Origin of the sequence: Actinosynnema sp. NPDC020468 (assembly GCF_040642015.1) — a bacterium.
In the GTDB taxonomy this organism is placed as follows: Bacteria; Actinomycetota; Actinomycetes; order Mycobacteriales; family Pseudonocardiaceae; genus Actinosynnema.
In genome coordinates, this window is record NZ_JBFAEO010000018.1 from 45,804 (window position 1) to 65,910 (window position 20,107).

A 20,107-nucleotide genomic window follows, 5' to 3' on the forward strand; every position below is an offset into this window, starting at 1 on the left:
CCCTCACCCCGCCTCGTAGGCGAGCCACTGGGCCAGCAGCCGGATGCCCTCGCCCAGGTCCAGTTCCGGCCGCCACGCCCAGCGCCGGCCGCGCGGCGGGTCGCCGTCCCGCGTCGTGACCGCGGACAGGTCCACCTCGACCCGCCGCACCACCGACCCGATCAGGTCCGCCAACTCCTGCGGCTTGGGCGTTTCGTCGTGCCACACGGCGAGGTCGCCGGACGAGGTGGGATCGTCCAGCACGTGCTCGATCGCGCCGGCGACGTCCCACACGTGCGTCCACCGGGTTTCGGTCGCGAGCACACCGCCGACCCGCATCGGGTGCCGTTGCAGGGACTGGAGCACGAGCGCCGGCAGCGGCCCGTCGGCCAGGCCAGGCCCGTAGGGCGTGCCGAGCCACAGCACCGCGTCGTGACACCGCACCCGGTCGTGCTCCACCACGACCTCGACCCCGCCGCCGAGGTCGTGCCCGCGGTCGCGCAGGTCGTCGGCCACGAGGGAGCGCACCGCGGAGTCGTTGCCGGACAACGAGATCCGGTGCTGGCGCCGCTCGACCGGTGGCGCGGCGGCACCGGCCCGCAGGGCGCGGAACGCCCACTCCCGCCAGGCTTCCTCCAGCCGCCGCAACTCGTGCGCGCCGAGCGACGTGCAGAGCAACCCGGGCCCCAACGACGCCACCGCCGACCGCACGAGCGGGTCGGCCTCGTCGTGGTCGGGCTGGAGCCTGCCCAACGCGAAGGCGTTGCGCCACAACGCGACCGCGCCCGGCAGCCCGCCGGCGGGTCCGGGCCGCCGGCTCTGGTCGGCGCCGGGGGTCGAGGCGCGGGTCAGGTCGGCGGGGCGCACGTCCGGGGCAGATTCGCCGAGGAACGCCGGGGGAGCGGCTCCCGGGGGTGCGTCGTCCGACCCGCTTCGGGCGGTGAGCGCCGATGGTTCCGCCGTCGAGACCCCGCGCGCCACGTCGCCCGGCTCGCCGTCGGTCGTCGGTCCAGCCTGCGCGAGCACGTCGGCCGGCGGTTCCGGCACTCCGAGCAGGCGGTCCAGGCGGGCCGCGCCCACGGTCGACCACCCGCCCTCCCGGCGCACCGTGCCCAGCGCCAGGCCGAACTTGACGAACGGCACCGCGGTCGGCGTGACGATCCGGTCGGCCGACCAGTCGTCGTCCGGCGGCACGCCGAAGCACGCCGCCTGCCGCAGCCCGTGCAGGTCGTTGCCCGACACGCTGGGGAACTCGCCGTGCTGCACCAGGTTCGGCACGGTCAGCAGCGTCCGCACCCCCGCGTGCCGCAGGTACCGGGCCAGCACCACGTCGTCCGGCCACGAGCCGCCGGAGGCGCGGGCGAACGGGCCGAAGCGCGCGGCCACCGCGGCCGGCAGGACGAGTGCCACGTTCGGCGTGTACTCGGTCGGGGGCACGGCCCAGCGCGCGCCCGCGAGCGCGCCCAGCCGGACCGCCGCGCCCGCCCGGGAGTTCCAGTTGGTGTACAGCGCGATCGCCGCGTCCGGCGCCTTCGCGACCGCCCGCTCCAGGTGCGCCACGAAGTCCGGCGCCAACCGGGCGTCGTCCTCCAGCACCAGGTGGTGGGTCGAGCCGGCGGGCACCGTCGACCAGGCCGCGATCGAGGTCCGCAGCCCCGACGGCGGTCCGCCCGGGTCGGGGTCGCGGACCAGGTCGAGGAACCCCGGCGGCGCGGAGGCGATCAGGGCCCGCGCCGCGTCCGCCCGCCGGGGGTGCGCCATCACGGCGCCGGTCAACCGGATCACGGCGCCACCACGTCCAGCATCCCGCGCAGCTCCTCGACCGACAGCCACTGGTCGTTGGTGTCCGAGCGGTAGCTGAAGCCGACCGTCACCGGGCGGCAGTCCGGCGCCGGCTCGTACTCCACGGGCGTCGTGGGCAGCACCAGGTAGCGGTCGTCCAGGCGGTAGGCCCGGCTGCTGTCCTCGGCCGCGATCATCTCCTCGTGCAACCGCTCGCCGGGTCGCATGCCCACCTCGTAGCTCGGCCAGCCGGGCGCGACCGCCTCGGCCAGGTCGGTCACCTTCATGCTCGGCAGCCGGGGCACGAACAGCTCACCGCCGCGCATCGCGTCGAACGTGTCCACGATGAACCGCACCGCGTGCTCGCCGGTGATCCAGAACCGGGTCATCCGCTTGTCGGTGATCGGCAGCTCGCCGCCCTGCGCGACCAGTCGCCGGAACAGCGGGATCACCGAGCCCCGACTGCCCATCACGTTGCCGTAGCGCACCACGGAGAACAGCGTGCCGTGCCCCTGCGCGGAGGTGAACAGCTTGTCCGACACCATCTTCGTGGCGCCGTAGAGGTTCGTCGGGCTGGACGCCTTGTCCGTGGACAGCGCCACCACCCGGCGCACACCCGTCTCGACCGCGGCTTCGATCACGTTGCGCGAACCCACGATGTTGGTCCGGGCGAACTCGTAGGCCTGGTACTCGGCGGTGTCCACCTGCTTGAGCGCCGCCGCGTGCACCACGTGGTCGACCCCGCGCATCGCGCCCACCAGGCTGTCCAGGTCGCGGACGTCGCCCAGCACGAACCGGATCCGGGAGTCGGCGAACTCCCGGCGCATCTCGTACTGCTTCTGCTCGTCGCGGGAGAACACCACGAGCCGCGCCACGCCGAGGTCCTCCAGCGCGTGCCGGGCGAACGCGGTGCCGAGCGAGCCGGTGCCGCCGGTGACCAGCACGGTCGAATCGCGCAGGACGCTCACGCCCGACCACCGACCTCGGCCGCGTGCGCGTGCACCCGGCGGATCGACTCGGCGATGCCGTCGACCACGTGGTCGGGCATGTGCGAGTGCAGCGGGAGGGTGAGCGCGGTGCGGGACAGCTCCTCGGTGTGCGGCAACGACTCCTCCACGGCGGTCGGCAGCGCCCGGTAGGCGGTCTGGCGGTGCAGCGGCGGGTTGTAGTAGTCGCGGGTCGCGATGCCCTCCGCCTTCAGCGCCCGCCCGAGCGTGTCGCGGTCGACGCCGAACGCGGCCGCGTCCACGGTCACGCAGAAGTCCTTGTACGTGCTCACCGCGTCGTCCGGGATCCGCTGGAACCCCAGTCCGTCCACTTCGGACAGTGCGGCCAGGTAGCGGCCGGCGAGCACCTGCCGGCGCGCGATCAGCTCGGGCAGCAGCGGCAGGTGGTGGTTGCCGACGGCGGCGGACAGCTCGGGCATCCGGGCGTTGAGGCCGAACGCCACGCTGTCGTAGTCGCCCGGGTTGCCGTACTCGCGCAGCACCCGCAGCTCCTTGGCCAGCGCCCGGTCGTTGGTCGCCACGATACCGCCCTCGCCGGTGGTGAACGGCTTGGTGGGGCTCAGGCTGAACACCTCGGCCACCCCGCGGGTGCCGACCTTCGTCCCGTCGGGGTAGCTGCCGCCGAACGCGGGCGCGGCGTCGAGCACCAACGGGACGTCCCACCGCGCCGCCACCTTGGCCAGCGCCTCCGCGTCGCACGGCGAGCCGAACGTGTGCACGCCCAGCACGGCGGCCGTCCGGTCGCCCACCACCTCCTCGACCCGGTCCGGTGCCACCGCGAACGTGTCCGGGTCGATGTCGGCGAACCGGGGCGTCAAGCCGTTCCACGCCGCGGCGTGCCCGCTGGCGATGAACGTGAAGCTGGGCAGCACCACCTCGCCGCGCAACCCCAACGCCCGTAACAGGAGGATCAACCCGCTGGTGCAGCTGGACAGCGCCACCGCGTCCTCGACGCCGAGGAACGCCGCCACGCCGCGCTCGAACGAGTCCAGGTGCCGCCCCTTGGTCAGCAGCCCGGACGCCAGGATGTCGCCGAACGTGGCCAGCAGGCCCGGGTCGACGTCGAGCGTCGGCCTGGCCAGCGGCACGCCCTCGGGCAGGATCGGCTCGCCGCCGAGCACTACCGGTCTGTTGGTTGACACTGGAGGTCTCCTTGGGTGTGCGTGGTTCGGGAACGGAGCAGACCCGCCTCGGCGGCGGCGAACCCGGCCTGGAATCGGCTCTCCGCCGACATGTCCCGCATGATCGCGGCGATGTGCCGGCGCAGCGTCCGCTCCGAGATGCCGACGCGGCGGGCGATGACGTCGTCGGTCAACCCGGAGGCCAGCAGCCGCAGGATGCTCGACTTGAGCGCGCCGAGCGCGCTCCCGTACCCGGTCTGACCCGGGCTGAAGCGCAGCGCGGACTGCCACACGTGGTCGTGGATGCGGTGCAGGAACCGGGCGAGCACCGGCTGGTCGACCACCGCGCCCGCGTGGTCGACGCCGTCCTCGCCGAGCAGGAACGCGATCCGCCGGTCGAACACCACGAACCGGTCCGGCACCTCGCCGGAGGTCCGCACCTCGCCGCCCGCGTCGGTCACGTCGCGCAGGTACGCGCGGGTCACCGTGTCGCCGCGACCGGTGTGCGGGAACAGCAACCGCACCGGCACGCCCCGCTTGGCGGCGGCCACCACCAGCGGGCGGACGAACCGGGCCCGCGGCGTCTCCTGCGCGACGCAGGTGTGCATCACCACGATCTCGGTCGCGCACGACCCGGCGACCTCGGCCAAGCGCGACCCGAGGTCGTCCGGCGCGGCGCTCCGGGTGCGGTGGAACGCGTCCTCGAACGGCCGCAGCCGCCGGTCCCGGTCGTCCGCGACGCGTCGCAGCTCGGCCTGCGCGACCTCGGGGTCGACCGCCTCCCAGCCCTCGCCGCGCGGCCGCACCAGCCGCAACCCGCGCAGCACGTCCACCGCCCGGTCGAGCTGCTCGGGCGCGATGGCGGGCGCACCGCCCGGTTCGGCCAGGATCCGTTCGTACACCTCGACCACGACGTCGTCGACGTCCATCGACCCTCCCCTCAGTTGGCGCGGCGCAGTCGGCGGATGGCGGGTGTGACCAGCAGCAGCCCGGTGCACACCAGTCCCAGCGCGGTCGACAGCAGCATCAGGGTGCGCGGTCCGACGGCGCCCGCCAGCGGACCGGCCAGCGTGCGACCGAGCGTGAGGGCCAGCAGCGAGCCGGACACGTCGTAGGCGTACACCCGGTTCAGCAGGTGCTCGGGCACGTGCGTCTGCACGGTGGTCGCCCACACGACTCCCCAGTACGCCAGGCCGAACCCGGCGACCAGCCAGCCGGCGTGCAGCAGGATCGCGGGCGGCCCGAACACCGGCGTGAACGGGTAGACCGCGAACAGCGCCCAGCCGATGCTGCCCGCCACCAGCGGTCGGGCCGGTTTCGCGCGCATGGCCACCAGACCGCCCAGCACGCCACCGCCGCCGAACGCGCCCAGCGCGATGCCCAGCGTGGTCGAGCCGTAGTCCGCGTTGACCAGCTCGGCGGTCACCGGCAGCGACACGCCGGGCACGAAGCACCCGTACACCAACCAGATCGCGATGACGCCCCACAACCAGTTGCGGGACCGGAAGTCCTGCCAGCCCTCCACGAGCTGCCGCCAGTACGACTGCGCGCGGTCGGCGACCGGCGAGTCGCCCAGCCGCAGCGCGGCCAGGCACAGCGCGCTCACCGCGTAGGTCGCCGCGTCGATGCCGAACACCACGGCCGCGCCGAACAGGCTCACCAGCAGACCGGCCACCGCCGGACCCAGCACGCCGGTGATCGCCTCGGCGATCCGCAGCACGCCGTTGGCCTTCTGCACGTCCTTCGCGACCTTCGGCACCATGCTCGCCACGCCGGGTTGGAACATCGACGTCGCGACACCGCTGAGGAACTGGAGCACGACGATCAGCCACAGCGCGGGCGCGCCCAGGGCGAAGGCGACCGCGATCCCGGCCTGCACGACCAACCGGATCAGGTCGGCGAGCACCATCATCCGGCGCGGGGTGAACCGGTCCGCCAGCACGCCGCCCATCAGCGTGCACAGCGCCATCGCGGCCATCCACGCGCCGAGCGCGTAGCCGATGCCGGTGATGCCGTGCCCGGCCGCGAGCACGCCGACGGACAGCGCCACCGGCAGCATCGCGTCGCCGAGCAGCGACGTCGCCCGCGCGCCCAGGTAGAGCCGGAAGTTGGCGGACCACAGGGAGGTCCGGGGCAGGGTGTCGGTGGTCATGCTTCCTCCTCGCGCACCACGTACTCGTGCGGTGCGACCACGGTGGGACCGAGCGCGTTCAGGAACCGCTCGCGGATGTCGGCCACCTCGCCCGCCAGGTGGCACACGAGCCGGTGGCCCAGCACGGCGTCGGGCACCGCCTCCAGCCCGCGGAACCGGTCGCCGAGCAACGCGGTGGCGGTGGCGCGCGCCGCGTCCAGGTCGACCCAGCACGAGTCGACCAGCCGCCACCGCCCGTCGCGCGCGACCGGCCGCAGCGCGGTCGACCCGACCAGCTCGGTCAACGGCACGTCCCGCGCCGCCGCCGCGCGCAGCACGGCCAGCAGCGCGCGGGCGAACTCGGCCAGTTCGTCCTCGTCCAGGCACGCGGTGTCGGCGTGCAGGGCCACGTCCACCTCCGCGTCCAGCCGGTAGACGAACGCGATCAGCCGGCACGGCACGGGTTCGGCCGGCAGCCGCTCGAACTGCGCGTCGCCGTCGTTCGGGGCGAACGGCGTGCCGCCGGGCACCCACACCGCGGGCAGCCGGCGTCGCGCACCGCGGTCCACCACCTCGTCGTCGGCGCCCGCGAGCGGGCTCATGTCGTTGAACACCAGGTCGCGCGCGTACCGGATGCCCCGCCGGTCGCTCGCCGCCGAGATCGCCTTCCACACCTGCTCGGGGTCGAACCACGCGGCCCGGTACGCGGGCAGGGTCGCCGCGCGCACCGCCGCCACCAGCGCGTCGAACGTGCCGTCGGCCGGAACCGGCACCCACACCAGGGAGTCCTGCGAGACGGTGCCGAAGTAGTTCCGCAGCTGCTTGAGGTTCCGGTTGCCGGACAACGAGGTCGTGACGCACGACGAGTGGCCCGTCCGGTGCGCCACCAGCGCCTTGATCGCGGCCAGCAGCACCGTGGAGGCGCTCGCGCCGGTTCGCGCGGCGATCGCGGCGAGGTGCTCGGCCGCCCGTTCCGAGCGCACCCGCAGCCCGGGCCTCGGCGCGTCGCCGCCGGTGGTGAACATGGTTTGCGGCACCCGGTCCAGCAGCGACTCCCAGTACCCGACGGCGGCCTGCCGAAGCCGCGCCACGGCGGGTTTGCGCTCCAGCTCCACCAGGTCCAGCGGCTGCGGCGCGGGGTCGGGCAGGGGAGTGCCCGCGGTCAGCGCGGTCCACTCGCGGAACAGCAGCTCGCACGTCGCCACGTCCATCGCGAGGTGGCTCACCACCCACACCAGCCGCCGCCCGACCCCGCCCGAGGTGACCACCGCGATCCGCAGCGGCGGCGCGGCGGCCAGGTCGAACTCCACGCCGCGCCACCGCTGGGCCAGCGCCTCGGCGGCGGGCAGCGGCTCCTCGGCCTCGACCACGTCGACCGCGATCGCGCCCTCGCCGCGCACCCGCTGCACCGGGCCGGGGTGGTAGGTGGTGCGCAGCGACTCGTGCCTGGCCAGCACCACCTCGACCAGTTCGACCACCCGCGCCGGCGGCAGGTCGGGCACCGGGAACACCATCGCGAGGATGTCCCTGGTCTTGTCGGTGTCGGCGTCGATCGCGCGCAGGATGTTCGCGTGACCGGACGCCAGCGGCCCCGACCTCTCGTGCTGCCGGGGGAAACGCGCGGGGATCTGCGTCATGTCCTCACCTCGTGCGCGGCCGGGGAACTGCCGGACGTGACCGAAGCTAGCTCCGCGCCCGCGCCGTCGACCACCGTCTGACCGGAAGCGGCCCGCGCGCCGCGGCCACCCGCCGGGAAAGGGGACTCGACCGTCCACAGTGGAGCGGCGGGGAGGCCGGATCCGGCCGACGTCGGACGTCCGGTCCTCTTGCGGTCATTGAACCGCGTTCGCGCGCCGCCCTACTGTGCCGGATCGACAAGTGTCTTGACGATCGGGCGGTGGGGTGTGGAGGTCACCTTCGCGTCGCGGTCCGGCGCGGTGGACGGCGACTTCGTCCTCTCCGGCGACCGGTTCGTGGCGGTGCTGCGGGGTGGGCCCGCCCTCGCGCCCCACCTCGACCTCCTGCTGCCGTCCGACGAGCCGCTGGACGCGGTGGTGGACGAGGCGCTCCGGCACACCCGGCCGCACCCCGACGGCGTCGCGATCGTGCGCGACCGGTACGACGTGGTCGACTACCTGGTGCGCGGCGACCTCGTCGTGCTGCTGGACCACACCGACGGCCGGTTCGAGCACCTGACCGGTCGACGCGCCGGCAGCGCGACCGCCCTGCGCCGTGCCGCCCTGCTCACCCCGGGCGCGACCGCGCCGGCCGACCGCGGCCGCTCGTGGCGGGAGGTCCTGGACCTCGCCGACCACCTCGGCCCGGTCCGGCTGATCGCCCGCGCCCGCGCCGGCGCCGGTCCGCACCCCGACGCCGCGGTCGCCGTGTGCCGCTTCCGCCGCTGACCGCTCCCGGTCCACAATGGACGAAAGGCGATTCCGGGTCGCGTGGCGTGGAAAGCCTTTGGGTGCAAGGACATTCCCGGTGACTACCCGTGTCGGGCCGGTAACGCGGAGTCCGAACCCGTCGACATAGCCGGTGCGGTTCCACGTCGTCACGTCCCGTGGGGAGACCATGAAGCAGACCTGCACAAGACTTCTCGTGATCCTGACCGCCCTGTTCGGCGCCGCCGCGCTCGTCGGCACGCCGGCGAACGCGCTGCCCGGCACGCCCACCCAGCTGACCGCGACCGCCTCCGCCACCGAGGTGGACCTCGGTCAGCAGATCACGGTCGGCGGCACGCTCCGCTCCCAGCGGCCCGACGGCTCCTGGGGTGGCGTCGGCGGCGGCCTGATCCGCGTCCGGGTGTGCCGGACGACCGGCTGCGACGAGATCTGGGGCGGTGAGGACGCGGTGACCATGGGTGGCGACTGGAGCGTCACCTTCCGGCCGGGCCGCACCGGCTACCTGGTGGTGCGCTTCGACCCGTTCGCCAGTGAGCGGACCTGGAGCCTCGACGGCGCGTCCGCCGTGCCGGGGAGGATCGTCACCTGGCAGTACAACAGCACCTCGGTGTTCTCGATCCAGCGCTCGACGCCCACCGGGGTGTCGATCGTCGGCGGCACCACGTTCCCGAACAAGATCCTGCCGCCCGCCACACCGACCCTGCGCGTCGAGTTCTCCCCGGACGGCACGACGTTCACCACCGTCAAGACCGTCGACCAGGAGTACCTCCAGGCGGGCGGCTACTGGGCGCACATCGGCGTCACCGCGCCCGATCCCGGCTACTGGCGGCTGTCCTACGACGGGTCGCCGGAGTTCGCCAAGCCGACCTCCAGCGGTACCTACTTCATCGCCTGACCACCGGTGCGCGGCGGCCGACGCGGGTGTCACCGGAGCCGCCCGCGTCGGAGAGGGGCGACCGGGCGCGCCGGTCCGCGATGACCTGCGCGCCCGGTCCGGTGATCACGTGTACCAGGTGGGCTCGGGCAGTGCGCCCAGCAGCGCGAACCTCCCGACCTCGGCCCGCTTGTACGCGATCGGGTCGTGCAGGCTGTGGGTGCGGATGTTGCGCCAGAAGATGTCCAGCCCCACCGCGTTCGCGCTGGCCCGCGCGCCGGTCACCTCGAACACCCTGGTGCCGATCTCGAGACCCGCGTCCACCGCCCGCTGCTTGGCCGCCGCCACGACGACCGCCGCCTCACCGCGCTCCTCCGGCGTCACCTCGTCCGGGTGCGCGTTGATCCTCTCGATCAGCCCGGCCGCGCGGTCGGCCAGCGCCTCCGCCGCCCACAGCTTGGACTGGAGGTCGCCGTAGGTCTCCAGGACGTGGAACTCCTCGGCCGCCGACTCCTTGTTGTCGCCGCCGTAGGGCCACGGCCGGGTCCGGTCCCGGGTGTAGGCGGTCGCGGTGGTCAGCGCGCCGCGCGCGATGCCGAGGTAGAAGTTGGTGAACACCAACTGGATCAGCGGCACGTTCAGCGTGTTGTACGTGCGGGGCGCGAACTCCTTGTCCACGTACCCCGCCGCCTGCTCCCACGGCACCCGCACCCCGCGCACCTCGACGCTGCCGCTCTCGGTCAGCCGCTGGCCGAGGTTGTCCCAGTCGTCGTGGTAGACGATGCCGTCCTGCGCCGACGGCACGATCGCGAAGACGTGCTTGTCCGTGCCCTCGACCACGCCCTCCAGCACGGTCACGTCGGACACCCGGCCGCCGGTGGAGAAGGACTTGCGCCCGTTGAACACGATCTCGTCGCCCTCGTCGGTGATGACCAGGTCGCCGTCGCGCGGGTTGACCGCGCCGCCGTAGAACCACCGGCCGCGGGTCGCCTGCTCCTCCACGACCGCGATCTGCTCCGGGGTCGCGACCAGTCGCGCCGCCCACGCCCACAGGTAGTGGTAGCCCAGGAGCTGCCCGATCGACCCGTCGCCGACGGCGACCTCACGGATCACCAGGTAGGCGGTCGTCCAGTCCTGCCCGCCGCCGCCGTGCTCGACCGGACCCAGGAGCGTGACGAGCCCGGAGTCCTTGAGCAGGGCCACCTCGGCGTGCGGGGTGGCGCCGGCGCGGTCGCGCTCGACGGCGTCGGTGGCGAGCAGCGCGGCCACCTCGGCCGCACGGGCGATCCACTCGTCGGAGGTGGTGGGCGTGCCGGTCCAGGCGCGCCGGGTGTACGTGGTCACGGTCGGACTCCGATCGGCTCGGGGGTGGCGGCGGTGCGGTCCAGGGACGCTTCGAGGTCGCGGACGATCGGCAGCACGTGCCGGCCGAAGTAGGCCACTTCCTCGTGGTAGTGCAGGAAACCGAGCAGCAGCAGGTCGACGCCGCGCCGCCGGTACTCGACGATCCGGTGCGCGATCTGCTCGGGCGTGCCGATGAGCTTCGACCGGAAGCCGTCGTTGTACTGCACGAGGTCCTCGAACGACGAGTCCGCCCACATGCCCCGGTGGTCGCCGGTGGACGCACCGGCCTGGCGCACCGCGTCGCGGAACCCGTGCACCGCCTCGACGTCGGCCTTGGCCACGATCTCGCGCAGCGTCTCGCGCGCCTCCGACTCGGTGTCGCGGGCGATGAGGAACCCGTTCAGCCCGAACCGGACGGTCCGGCCGTGCTCCCGCGCGGTGCGGCCCACCTCCTCGACCTGCTCGGTGATCCCGTCGAAGTCCTTGCCGTTGCTGAAGTACCAGTCCGACACCCGACCGGCCATCGCGCGCGCCGCCGTCGAGTTGCCGCCCTGGAAGATCTCGGGGTGCGCCCGTCCCGGCACCTCCACCGGTTTGGGCTTCAGGTCGTACCCGCGCAGCCGGTAGAAGTCGCCCGCGAACTGCGCGGACTCCTCGGTCCAGCCGGCCCGCAGCACCCGGATGAACTCCTCGGACCGCCGGTAGCGCTCGTCGTGCTCCAGCCACGGCTCGCCCAGCGCGGTGAACTCGCCCTTGAACCACCCGCTGACCACGTTGACCGCGGCCCGGCCGCCGGAGAGGTGGTCCGCGGTGGCGATCAGCTTGGCCAGCACGGCCGGGTGCCACAACCCGGGGTGCACGGCCGCGATCACCTTCAACCGGGTGGTGGCGAGCAGCAGCGCGAGGCTGAACGAGGTCGACTCGTGCTGGTAGGACGCGCCGTAGCTGGCCAGGTACCGCACCTGGCTGAGCGCGTACTCGAACCCGTTGTCCTCCGCGAGCACGGCCAGCTCGCGGTTGTACTCGTACGACCAGTCCGTGCGTTGTTCGATGGTGCTGACGACGAGACCGCCGCTGACGTTGGGCACCCAGTAGGCGAACTTCAGCGGCTCCCGTTCCCGTTCCTCGGGCACGACGGGACTCCTGGTGTGGGCTGACTGTCCGAAGAGGACAGACGGTGAACGCTGTCGTGCCCACTCCAGCAGCGCAGAGCGACCGAGTCAACACCGAGCGTGACTCGTCCAAATGCTGAGCCGCACTTGCCGAACGTCCGCTCCCGTGCGTAGCGCCGCCCGAGCGCCCGTGCTCCGTTCAGCCGCTGCCACACCCGCGCGCGAAGAGGGTGCTCCCGCCCCGCGGTGCGGGACAGGAGCACCCTCTTCGGTTCAGCCGGTCGACTCGCGACCCGTGCCGCGGCGGGCGGTCACGCCGCGCTCGGCGGAGCTAGTCGACGCCCGACCTCCTGGCCGCCGACCTTCGCCTGAGCAGGACTTCGACCAGGGCGGTGGCGGCCGCCGCGACCAGGGCGACGATCGCCAGTTCGACCACCCCCACGTTGCCGACCTGCGCCACGACGAGCGAGAGGACGAGGATCGATGCCAGGAAGACGAGCAGCGTGCGGATGATCGTCATGAGCAGTCCGTTTCGCCGATTCAGTGCCCCCACCCGACACTGGTGTCCCCGTTACCGTACAGGTAAATCCGGCTCCACGGGTAGTTGGTTCGAATGCAGCCGTACTTCAGGACGCAGTTCTCGATCGCGCCCTGCATGAACGACTGGGCCTCCCAGTTCGGCGTCGGGGTGGCGGAATTGCCGACCAATCCCCGCCAGTACATGTTGCCGTCCAACTCGCTGGGCCACGCGTTGCGGTAGTGCATGCCCAGCACGGTGCTGCCGTTCGTGCACCAGTGCACCTCGTGGTGGAAGACGTAGGCGACAAATCCCAATACGGTGTAGCCGTACACCTTGTAGTCCCAAGTCCAGCACCCCGCTCCGAGGGCGTGCGGACCGCCGCCGGCGACGACCGGTGCCTCGGTGGTGTCGGCGACCTGCGGGCCCGTCGACTCGACCGTGGCCCGATCCGGGTCGAGAACCTGCGCGGCGACCTCCGGATAGGAGACCAATACCGCGCGGTCGGCCGCGTCGAGTGGGTTGCCCGCGGCCAGTCTGTCGAGCACGGCCGTGACGGGGCCGGGCAGTTCCGGGGCGGGCGCCGCGGACGCGACGGGTGTGAGCAGTGCGAACGCGGCCACGATTGCCGCGAGTAGGGAAAGAACAGCACGAAGACCGAACTGCATGGCACTCACCTTTCTTGTGCTCAGCATGGGATGGGCCGAACCGGACTCCCCGGTGCGCGCCCGCCCGGACGGGTCGGGGCGCGTCACCGGAACCGCCGGTGCGCGACCGTCAGTCGCAGGTCACCTGGACGAACTTGAACCCGAACAGGTTCGGCACCTTGTAGTAGTCGAGGTGATGGCCTCCGACGACCGCGCTGCCGAGGTACTCCCCGTCCTGGGGCGCCGCCTCGGGGCAGTAGGGGACCTCCAGGACGTCCGCCGGTCGCCCCGTCGCCGGCTGGGCACCCGCGACGGCCTCGGCGGCCACCAGGGCACCCGCCGTCAGGACCACGGCCACGACCGCACTCCGCAGAACTCTCATCGAGATCACCATGTTTTCCCCCTTGTCCCGGTACTCGACACCGGACCGGCCGCGTCGGACACACTACTTCGACGTAGCGTCAGAATTTTCCGGCCCGCCCATTGTTCGGGCGCCGCCGGTCGGTACTCGCAGTCGGTCCGGGCACCGACCATAGGGGAAATTCGGGTAATTGGGCAACGGCATAAGGAACATCGCCCGACCGATCTCCCGAGCAGTCTCCCGACCTGCGACTCAACGTGACCCGACCTTGTCGAAGCGGCTGGATACGTGGCAGTGGAGTGAAGTTCGAATTGTCTCGCCGAGCAAAGAGCTAGCCTATTCGGAGCAGGCTCGAATGATCTTCCGGAACACATTTGTGCACCGGGGTGGGTGCACCGGTAGGGTGCGCCCGTGGGGGAGCGAGAGCTGGTCGAAAGCCAGGCGAGAAGAGCTGAATCAGAGATTGCGGAAGCTCTGCGCGAGCGATTTCCCGAGCCTGTTCTCGCGCGGTTGTGGGCAGCCGAGCAGGTGCGCCGCGCCGCCGACGACCACGTCGGTGAACTGCTCCAGGAAGCTCACGACGGCGACACGCCGCAACATTTCACCTGGGAGGAACTCGGCATGGTGCTGGGCATGTCCGCTCAAGGCGCCCGTCAACGAATGCTGCGGTGGCGCGCCGTCAAGCCGCCGCCGTGACGCCGTCCCCGCCGGCCGCCTGGCCGGGCCGCGCGACGACCGGTGGCGTCGTCACCGGAGAGTGCCGAGCGTGACCCGGCACGACCGGGTCAGGCGTGGTCCGCGTCGTAGGCCCGACGGGCGGCGTGGATCGTGGTGCGGTGGCGCTCGGCCCAGTCGGTGAGGCCGAGCAGCGAGGCGTGGAGTTCCACGGCCATCGGGGTCAGGGCGTACTCGACCTTCGGCGGCACCGTCGGGTGGACGGTTCGGGTCAGCAGGCCGTCGCGCTCCAGGTTGCGCAGCGTCAGGGTGAGCATCCGGCGGCTGATGCCCTCGATCGCCCGTTCCAGCTCGGTGAACCGCACCGGGCCGCGCGCGGCGGCGACCACGATCAGGATGCTCCACTTGCCGGCCACCCGGTCGAGCACCTCGCGCACCGGGCACGCCTGCGCGATGACCTCGTCGGACACACCGGTGTTCCTCGGTGACATGGAAGTGCCTCCTTCCGCACCGGGTCATGGTCACAGACGATGACCCCCGTTACAAGGAGTGCACTCAAGGAAGGTCGACCCGATGGAACACCGGTACCGCGCCCTCGCGGTGTTGTGCGTCGCGACGCTGATGATCGTGGTCGACCAGACCGTGGTCGGCGTCGCGCTCCCCGTCCTGCGCGCCGACCTCGGCTTCACCGACGCCGGTCTGGCGTGGGTGGTCAACGGCTACGTGATCCCGTTCGGCGGGTTCCTGCTGCTGTCCGGCAGGCTCGGCGACCTGCTCGGCCGCCGTCGGGTCTTCCTCGCCGGGCTCGCGCTGTTCACCGCCGCCTCGCTCGCCGCGGGGCTCGCGACCGACGCGGGCACCCTCGTCGCCGCGCGGGTCGCGCAGGGCGTGGGTGGCGCGCTGGTGTCGGCGGTGACGCTCGCGATGCTCGTGCCGCTGTTCCCCGATCCCGCCGAACGGGCGCGGGCGCTCGGGGTGTTCAGCTTCGTGCAGGCGGCCGGCGGGTCGCTCGGCTCGGTGCTCGGCGGCGTGCTGACCCAACTCGCGTCGTGGCCGTGGATCTTCTACGTGAACCTCCCGATCGGCGTCGCGGCCGGGCTCGGCGCCCGCTACCTGACCCGCGACCGGCGGGGCGAGGGCGCGGCGGACGTGCTCGGCGGCGTGCTGGTGACCACCGGCGTGCTGGCGCTGGTGTACGCGATCGTGCAGGACGCCCGGGTCGCGGTGCCCGCGGTGCTGCTGCTGGCCGGGTTCGTGGTGCGGGAGGCCGCGGCCCGCGACCCGCTCCTCCCGCCGCGCACCTTCCGGTCCCGCGCGGTGGCGGGCGCCAACGGGGTGCTCGCGCTGCTGACCGCGGCCGTGTTCGGCTTCCTGTTCTTCGGGGTGTTGCACCTCCAGTGCGCGCTCGGCTTCGACGCCCTGCGCACGGGTTTCGGCCTGGTGCCCGTCGCCCTGTGCATCGGCGCGGTGTCCCTGGGGCTGTCCGCGCGGGTGGTCACCCGGTTCGGCGCGCGGCCGGTGCTGCTGGTCGGGCTCGCGCTGGTCGTGGTCGGCTTGGCGCTGTTCGGCCGGGACGCGTCGTACACCCTCGGCGTGCTGCCGTCGACGCTGCTCCTCGGCGTCGGTTTCGGGCTGGCCATGCCGGCCCTGATGGGGCTGGGCATGGCCGAGGCGACCGAGCGCGACGCCGGGCTCGTCTCGGGGGTGTTCAACACCAGCCAGCAGGTCGGCGGCGGGCTCGGACTCGCGGTCGCCACGGCCGTCGCGGGCGCGGACCACTCCGCTGCTTTCCTGGTGTGCGCGGGGTTCGCGCTCGCCGCGCTGGTCCTCGCCGCGGTGGTGACCCGCCGGGACCGTCCGGTCCGGACGGCCGCACCGTGATGTCGTTTTTCTGCCGGCTCCCGCTCCGCGCGACGGCCATGATGGGTGCATGCACACCGACGTCGACCGCTGCGTCCGCGCCGTCCGGTCCCAGGACGCGCGGTTCGACGGCTGGTTCTTCACCGCCGTCCTGACCACCCGGATCTACTGCCGGCCGAGCTGCCCCGTCGTGCCGCCGAAAGCCCGGAACATGACGTTCTACCCGAGCGCGGCGGCGGCGCAGCAGGCCGGTTTCCGGGCGTGCAAGCGGTGCCGGCCCGACGCCAGTCCCGGGTCGCCGCGGTGGAACGAGCGCGCCGACCTGGTCGCCCGCGCGATGCGGTTGATCGCGGACGGCGTGGTCGACACCGACGGGGTGCCCGGCCTCGCGAGCAGGCTCGGCTACAGCGTCCGGCAGGTCGAACGGCAGCTGCGGGCCGAGCTGGGCGCGGGTCCGCTGGCCCTGGCCAGGGCCCAGCGCGCGCAAACCGCCCGGCTGCTGATCGAAACCACCGCGCTGCCGATGACCGAGGTCGCCGCGGCGGCCGGGTTCGCGGGCGTGCGGTCGTTCAACGAGGCGGTCCGCGAGGTGTTCGCGCTGACCCCGACCGAGTTGCGCGCGGCCGGGCGGCGGGACGGCCCGGTGACCGGCACGGCGCTGACCGTGCGGCTGCCGTTCCGCGCGCCGCTGTGCCCGGACAACCTGTTCGGGCACCTGGTGGCCACCGGCGTGCCGGGCGTGGAGGAGTGGCGCGACGGCGCGTACCGCCGCACGCTGCGCCTCCCGCACGGACCGGGTCTGGTCGCGCTGCGGCCGCGCCCGGACCACGTCGCGTGCGAGCTGACGCTGGCCGACCTGCGCGACCTGACCACCGCGATCAACCGCTGCCGGGTGCTGCTGGACCTGGACGCGGACCCGGTCGCGGTGGACGGTCAGCTCGCCGCCGACCCGGTCCTGGCGCCGCTGGTCGCCGCGCACCCCGGCCGCCGCGTGCCGCGCACGGTCGACCCGGCCGAGTTCGCGGTGCGCGCCGTGCTGGGCCAACAGGTGTCCACCGCCGCCGCGCGCACCCACGCGGCCCGGCTCGTCGTCGCGCACGGCGAGCCGGTCGAGGACCCGAACGGCGGGTTGACCCACCTGTTCCCCTCGCCCGCGGCACTGGCCGAGCTGGATCCCGGGTCGCTGGCCATGCCCGGCGCCCGCCGGCGCACGCTGACCACCCTGGTCGGCGCGCTGGTCGACGGGCTGGAACTGGGACCCGGCGGCGACTGGGACCGGGCGCGGGCCGAACTGCGCGCGCTGCCGGGGTTCGGGCCGTGGACGGTCGAGGTGGTCGCGATGCGCGCGCTGGGCGACCCTGACGCGTTCCCGGCGGCCGACCTCGGCGTGAAGCTCGCGGCGCGCGACCTCGGCCTGCCGGAAGCGCCGAAGGCCCTGACCGAGCGGGCGCGGGCCTGGCGACCGTGGCGCGCCTACGCCGTCCAACACCTGTGGGGCACCAGCGACCACCCGATCAACACCATGCCCGCTTCGAGCTGAAGGAGAGCGACTCCCGTGGCACGCGTCCACACCACCATCGACAGCCCCATCGGCGATCTCACCCTGGTCGCCACCGACGGACTGCTGTCCGGCGTCTACATGGTCGAGCAGCGGCACCGGCCCGCGCAGGACACGTTCGGCACGCCCGACGCGACCCCGTTCGCGGCCGTCACCGAGCAGCTCGGCGAGTACTTCGCGGGCGAGCGCACCACGTTCGACCTTCCGCTCTCCTTGGCGGGCACCGAGTTCCAGCGCCGGGTCTGGGACGCGCTGCGCGACATCCCCTACGGTGGGACGGTGACCTACGGCGAGTTGGCGCGGCGGCTGGGCAACCCCACCGCGTCCCGCGCGGTCGGCCTGGCCAACGGCAAGAACCCGGTGAGCGTGGTCGTGCCGTGCCACCGGGTGGTCGGCTCGACCGGCGACCTGACCGGCTACGGCGGCGGCCTCGAGCGCAAGCGGTTCCTGCTCGACTTCGAGCGCGGCGCGCCGGCCGTCCACAACGGACTGTGGTGATGCTGGAAGCGTTACACGTCAAGGACTTCCGCCTGCTGTGGGGTGCCCGCTCGATCAGTCAGCTCGGCTCGTGGCTGCTGGTCGTGGCGGTGCCCGCGCAGGTGCTGGCCCTGACCCACTCGCTGCTCGCGACCGGGTACGCGCTCGCCGCCGAGTTCCTGCCGCCGGTGCTGCTCGGCCCGATCGCGGGCGTGCTGGTGGACCGCTGGGACCGGCGGCGGGTGATGATCGCGGCCGACCTGCTGCGCGCGGTCGCGGTGCTCGCGCTGTTGCCGGTGCGCGAACCCCGGCACCTGTGGCTGGTCTACGTCGCGCTGGTGGTGGAGAGCGTCGGCACGCTGGCCTTCCGCCCGGCCGCCCAGGCCCACGTGCCCGCGGTGGTCGGCACCGGCCGGCTGCTCGGCTCGGCGAACGCCCTGAACTCGCTGACCGACGGCGCGGTCCGGCTGATCGGCGGCCCCCTGGGCGGAGTCCTGTTCGCCACGGCGGGTTTCCACACCGTCGTCTGGCTGGACGCGGCGACCTACCTGATCTCGGTCCTCGCCCTCACCCGCACCACCCGCCGCCCCCGCACGGACCTCACCGACCCCGCCACCACCGACCCCAACCCCGACCCCGACCCCGCCACCCCGACCGCGCCGGGCACCGCCGATCCCGTCGCGACGCCCGGCCGGTCCGCACCTGCCGCCGCCACCCCGCCCGCGTCGTCCGCCCCCGTCCCGACTACGGCCACGACCACCGGTACTGCCGCCGACTCGACCGCGGCCACCACCGCGCCCGTCGGAACCCCCGTCGGCGTGCGTGGCGTCTTCGCGGACCTGGTGGCGGGGTGGGGTTTCCTGCGCCGGTCGGCGACGCTGTCCGCCCTGTTGGTGGTCACCACGCTGTTCCTGGGCGCGAACGCCTCGCTCACCGCGTTGCTGATGCCCTTCGCCGTCGAGTCGCTCGGCGGCGCGACCCAGGGCGGCGTGCTGATGTCCGGGCTCGGCGTCGGCTTCCTGCTCGGCGCGCCGGTCGTGCGGTGGGCCGTCGACCGGGTCGAGGTGCGCGCCCTGCTGGGCGTCGCGCTCGTGCTGACCGGCCTGGGTTTCGCGCTGCTGTTCGGCTCCGCCTCGATGCTGGCCGCGGTGCCGTCGGCGGTGCTGATCGGGATGGCCGGCTCGACGGTCGTGGTCGGCACGCAGACCGCCGTGCAGCGGGCCACCCCGGACGCCGTCCTCGGTCGGGTGAGCGCGGCGCTGTTCACCGGCGAGGCGGCCGCGACGCTGGTCGGCGCGCTGGCCGGACCGGCGCTGGCCGAGGCGACCTCGATCCGGGTCGTCGCGCTCGCCGCGTGCGGGTCGACGCTGGTGGGCGCGCTGTCGGCGGCTCTGCTGATCCCCGCACCGAGGAGGGCGACGTGAACCACCCCACCACCCTGACCCTGCCCGACGGGTTCCGCCCCGAGGGCATCGCGATCGACGACCGGTACGCCTACTTCGGGTCCATGGGCACCGGCTCGATCTTCCGGGTCGACCTGGCCGACGGCACCGGCGCCCACCTGACCCGGACCGCGGACGCCGCCGCGCTCGGTCTGAAGATCGACCGGCACGGCAGGCTGTTCGTCGCGGGCGGTGGCGGCGGGGACGCCCGGGTCCTCGACACCCGCACCGGCGCGCTCCTGGCGTCCTACCGCTTCGCCACCGAGGCCACGTTCGTCAACGACGTGGTGCTGGCGCCCGACGGCGCGTGGTTCACCGACTCGACCACACCCGTCCTCCACAAGATCCCCCGGACCGCGGACGACACCCTGCCCGCCCACCACGAGACGCTCCCTCTGTCGGGGGACATCCGCTTCCGTCCGGGTACCAATTCCAACGGCATCGAGACGACCCCCGACCTCCGGGCCCTGATCGTCGCGCAGCACAACACCGGCGTCCTGTTCCGCGTCGACCCGACCACGGGCCGCACCGCGGAAATCCCGATCACCGGCGGCCCGCTGTCCAACACCGACGGGATCCTGCGCGCCGGCACGACCCTCTACGTCGCGGAGAACCGGGACGACCGCGTCGCCGTCGTCACCCTCGACCCGACCGGGTCCCGTGCAACGCTGGTCGCGCGGGTGACCGACCCGAGGTTCGACGTGCCGACCACGATCGCCCGCCACCGCGACCGCCTCTACCTGCCCAACGGCCGCTTCACCACCACGCCCACCCCGACCACCACCTACACCGCCGTGGCGATACCCCTGCCCTGA

20 protein-coding genes are annotated in these 20,107 nt (G+C 73.3%); 8 read left to right on the forward strand and 12 right to left on the reverse strand.

The features are described 5' to 3' along the window. Nucleotides 1-3: 3 nt before the first annotated feature. Genes AB0G50_RS15275 through AB0G50_RS15300 form a run of 6 tightly spaced genes read right to left on the reverse strand, consistent with a single transcriptional unit; the run spans nucleotide 4 to nucleotide 7,657 of the window. Nucleotides 4-1,764, reverse strand: coding sequence for a hypothetical protein (locus tag AB0G50_RS15275; RefSeq protein ID WP_360107742.1), 1,761 nt, complete (start codon nucleotides 1,762-1,764; stop codon nucleotides 4-6). Continuing rightward, complete coding sequence (gene pseB / locus AB0G50_RS15280) at nucleotides 1,761-2,729, reverse strand: UDP-N-acetylglucosamine 4,6-dehydratase (inverting) (RefSeq protein ID WP_360107745.1); 969 nt, start codon at nucleotides 2,727-2,729, stop codon at nucleotides 1,761-1,763. The genes AB0G50_RS15275 and pseB overlap by 4 nt, the downstream gene beginning before the upstream one ends. Beyond that, on the reverse strand, nucleotides 2,726-3,910 hold the full coding sequence (locus AB0G50_RS15285; protein WP_360107748.1) for a DegT/DnrJ/EryC1/StrS family aminotransferase: 1,185 nt from the start codon (nucleotides 3,908-3,910) through the stop codon (nucleotides 2,726-2,728). The genes pseB and AB0G50_RS15285 overlap by 4 nt, the downstream gene beginning before the upstream one ends. Continuing rightward, complete coding sequence (locus AB0G50_RS15290; protein ID WP_360107751.1) at nucleotides 3,889-4,818, reverse strand: LuxR C-terminal-related transcriptional regulator; 930 nt, start codon at nucleotides 4,816-4,818, stop codon at nucleotides 3,889-3,891. Before AB0G50_RS15290 ends, AB0G50_RS15285 begins: the two co-directional genes overlap by 22 nt. 11 nt (nucleotides 4,819-4,829) lie before the next feature. Next, nucleotides 4,830-6,041 (reverse strand): MFS transporter, encoded by a 1,212-nt coding sequence (locus tag AB0G50_RS15295; RefSeq protein WP_360107754.1) that lies wholly within the window; start codon nucleotides 6,039-6,041, stop codon nucleotides 4,830-4,832. Further along, nucleotides 6,038-7,657, reverse strand: a complete 1,620-nt coding sequence (locus tag AB0G50_RS15300; protein WP_360107757.1) for a condensation domain-containing protein — start codon at nucleotides 7,655-7,657, stop codon at nucleotides 6,038-6,040. The genes AB0G50_RS15295 and AB0G50_RS15300 overlap by 4 nt, the downstream gene beginning before the upstream one ends. Nucleotides 7,658-7,903: 246 nt before the next feature. Here AB0G50_RS15300 and AB0G50_RS15305 point away from each other — a divergent pair, with 246 nt between their 5' ends. Both AB0G50_RS15305 and AB0G50_RS15310 read left to right on the forward strand, forming a co-directional pair. Continuing rightward, nucleotides 7,904-8,425, forward strand: coding sequence for a hypothetical protein (locus tag AB0G50_RS15305; RefSeq protein WP_360107760.1), 522 nt, complete (start codon nucleotides 7,904-7,906; stop codon nucleotides 8,423-8,425). Between the two features lie 169 nt (nucleotides 8,426-8,594). Continuing rightward, entirely contained in the window at nucleotides 8,595-9,320 is a 726-nt protein-coding gene (locus AB0G50_RS15310; protein WP_360107763.1) for a hypothetical protein, read from the forward strand. Between the two features lie 105 nt (nucleotides 9,321-9,425). Here the strand turns inward: AB0G50_RS15310 and AB0G50_RS15315 are convergent, their stop codons facing one another. The 5 genes from AB0G50_RS15315 to AB0G50_RS15335 all read right to left on the reverse strand — a co-directional run bounded on the left by AB0G50_RS15315 (nucleotide 9,426) and on the right by AB0G50_RS15335 (nucleotide 13,301). Beyond that, nucleotides 9,426-10,643 carry an acyl-CoA dehydrogenase family protein gene (locus AB0G50_RS15315; protein WP_360107766.1) on the reverse strand — a complete coding sequence of 406 codons (1,218 nt, stop codon included), beginning with the start codon at nucleotides 10,641-10,643 and terminating at the stop codon, nucleotides 9,426-9,428. Further along, entirely contained in the window at nucleotides 10,640-11,776 is a 1,137-nt protein-coding gene (gene sfnG, locus AB0G50_RS15320) for a dimethylsulfone monooxygenase SfnG (RefSeq protein WP_360107769.1), read from the reverse strand. Before sfnG ends, AB0G50_RS15315 begins: the two co-directional genes overlap by 4 nt. A 310-nt stretch (nucleotides 11,777-12,086) precedes the next feature. After that, nucleotides 12,087-12,275 (reverse strand): hypothetical protein, encoded by a 189-nt coding sequence (locus AB0G50_RS15325; RefSeq protein WP_360107771.1) that lies wholly within the window; start codon nucleotides 12,273-12,275, stop codon nucleotides 12,087-12,089. A 20-nt stretch (nucleotides 12,276-12,295) separates the two neighbouring features. Further along, the gene (locus AB0G50_RS15330) at nucleotides 12,296-12,940 is read right to left on the reverse strand and encodes a hypothetical protein (protein WP_360107774.1); all 645 of its coding nucleotides are present in this window, start codon (nucleotides 12,938-12,940) and stop codon (nucleotides 12,296-12,298) included. Nucleotides 12,941-13,049: 109 nt separating this feature from the next. Next, on the reverse strand, nucleotides 13,050-13,301 hold the full coding sequence (locus AB0G50_RS15335; RefSeq protein ID WP_360107777.1) for a hypothetical protein: 252 nt from the start codon (nucleotides 13,299-13,301) through the stop codon (nucleotides 13,050-13,052). A 390-nt stretch (nucleotides 13,302-13,691) separates the two neighbouring features. On the opposite strand from AB0G50_RS15335, the gene AB0G50_RS15340 reads away from it, so the two are divergent. Beyond that, complete coding sequence (locus AB0G50_RS15340; RefSeq protein ID WP_360107779.1) at nucleotides 13,692-13,976, forward strand: hypothetical protein; 285 nt, start codon at nucleotides 13,692-13,694, stop codon at nucleotides 13,974-13,976. A gap of 89 nt (nucleotides 13,977-14,065) precedes the next feature. Here the strand turns inward: AB0G50_RS15340 and AB0G50_RS15345 are convergent, their stop codons facing one another. Continuing rightward, entirely contained in the window at nucleotides 14,066-14,446 is a 381-nt protein-coding gene (locus AB0G50_RS15345) for a helix-turn-helix domain-containing protein (protein WP_360107782.1), read from the reverse strand. A gap of 82 nt (nucleotides 14,447-14,528) precedes the next feature. On the opposite strand from AB0G50_RS15345, the gene AB0G50_RS15350 reads away from it, so the two are divergent. Genes AB0G50_RS15350 through AB0G50_RS15370 form a run of 5 tightly spaced genes read left to right on the forward strand, consistent with a single transcriptional unit; the run spans nucleotide 14,529 to nucleotide 20,107 of the window. Then, complete coding sequence (locus tag AB0G50_RS15350) at nucleotides 14,529-15,836, forward strand: MFS transporter (protein WP_360107785.1); 1,308 nt, start codon at nucleotides 14,529-14,531, stop codon at nucleotides 15,834-15,836. Between the two features lie 49 nt (nucleotides 15,837-15,885). Beyond that, nucleotides 15,886-17,355, forward strand: coding sequence for an AlkA N-terminal domain-containing protein (locus AB0G50_RS15355; RefSeq protein ID WP_360107788.1), 1,470 nt, complete (start codon nucleotides 15,886-15,888; stop codon nucleotides 17,353-17,355). Between the two features lie 15 nt (nucleotides 17,356-17,370). Further along, on the forward strand, nucleotides 17,371-17,871 hold the full coding sequence (locus AB0G50_RS15360) for a methylated-DNA--[protein]-cysteine S-methyltransferase (protein ID WP_360107791.1): 501 nt from the start codon (nucleotides 17,371-17,373) through the stop codon (nucleotides 17,869-17,871). Continuing rightward, complete coding sequence (locus tag AB0G50_RS15365; RefSeq protein ID WP_360107793.1) at nucleotides 17,871-19,274, forward strand: MFS transporter; 1,404 nt, start codon at nucleotides 17,871-17,873, stop codon at nucleotides 19,272-19,274. The genes AB0G50_RS15360 and AB0G50_RS15365 overlap by 1 nt, the downstream gene beginning before the upstream one ends. Further along, on the forward strand, nucleotides 19,271-20,107 hold the full coding sequence (locus AB0G50_RS15370; protein WP_360107796.1) for a superoxide dismutase: 837 nt from the start codon (nucleotides 19,271-19,273) through the stop codon (nucleotides 20,105-20,107). Before AB0G50_RS15365 ends, AB0G50_RS15370 begins: the two co-directional genes overlap by 4 nt.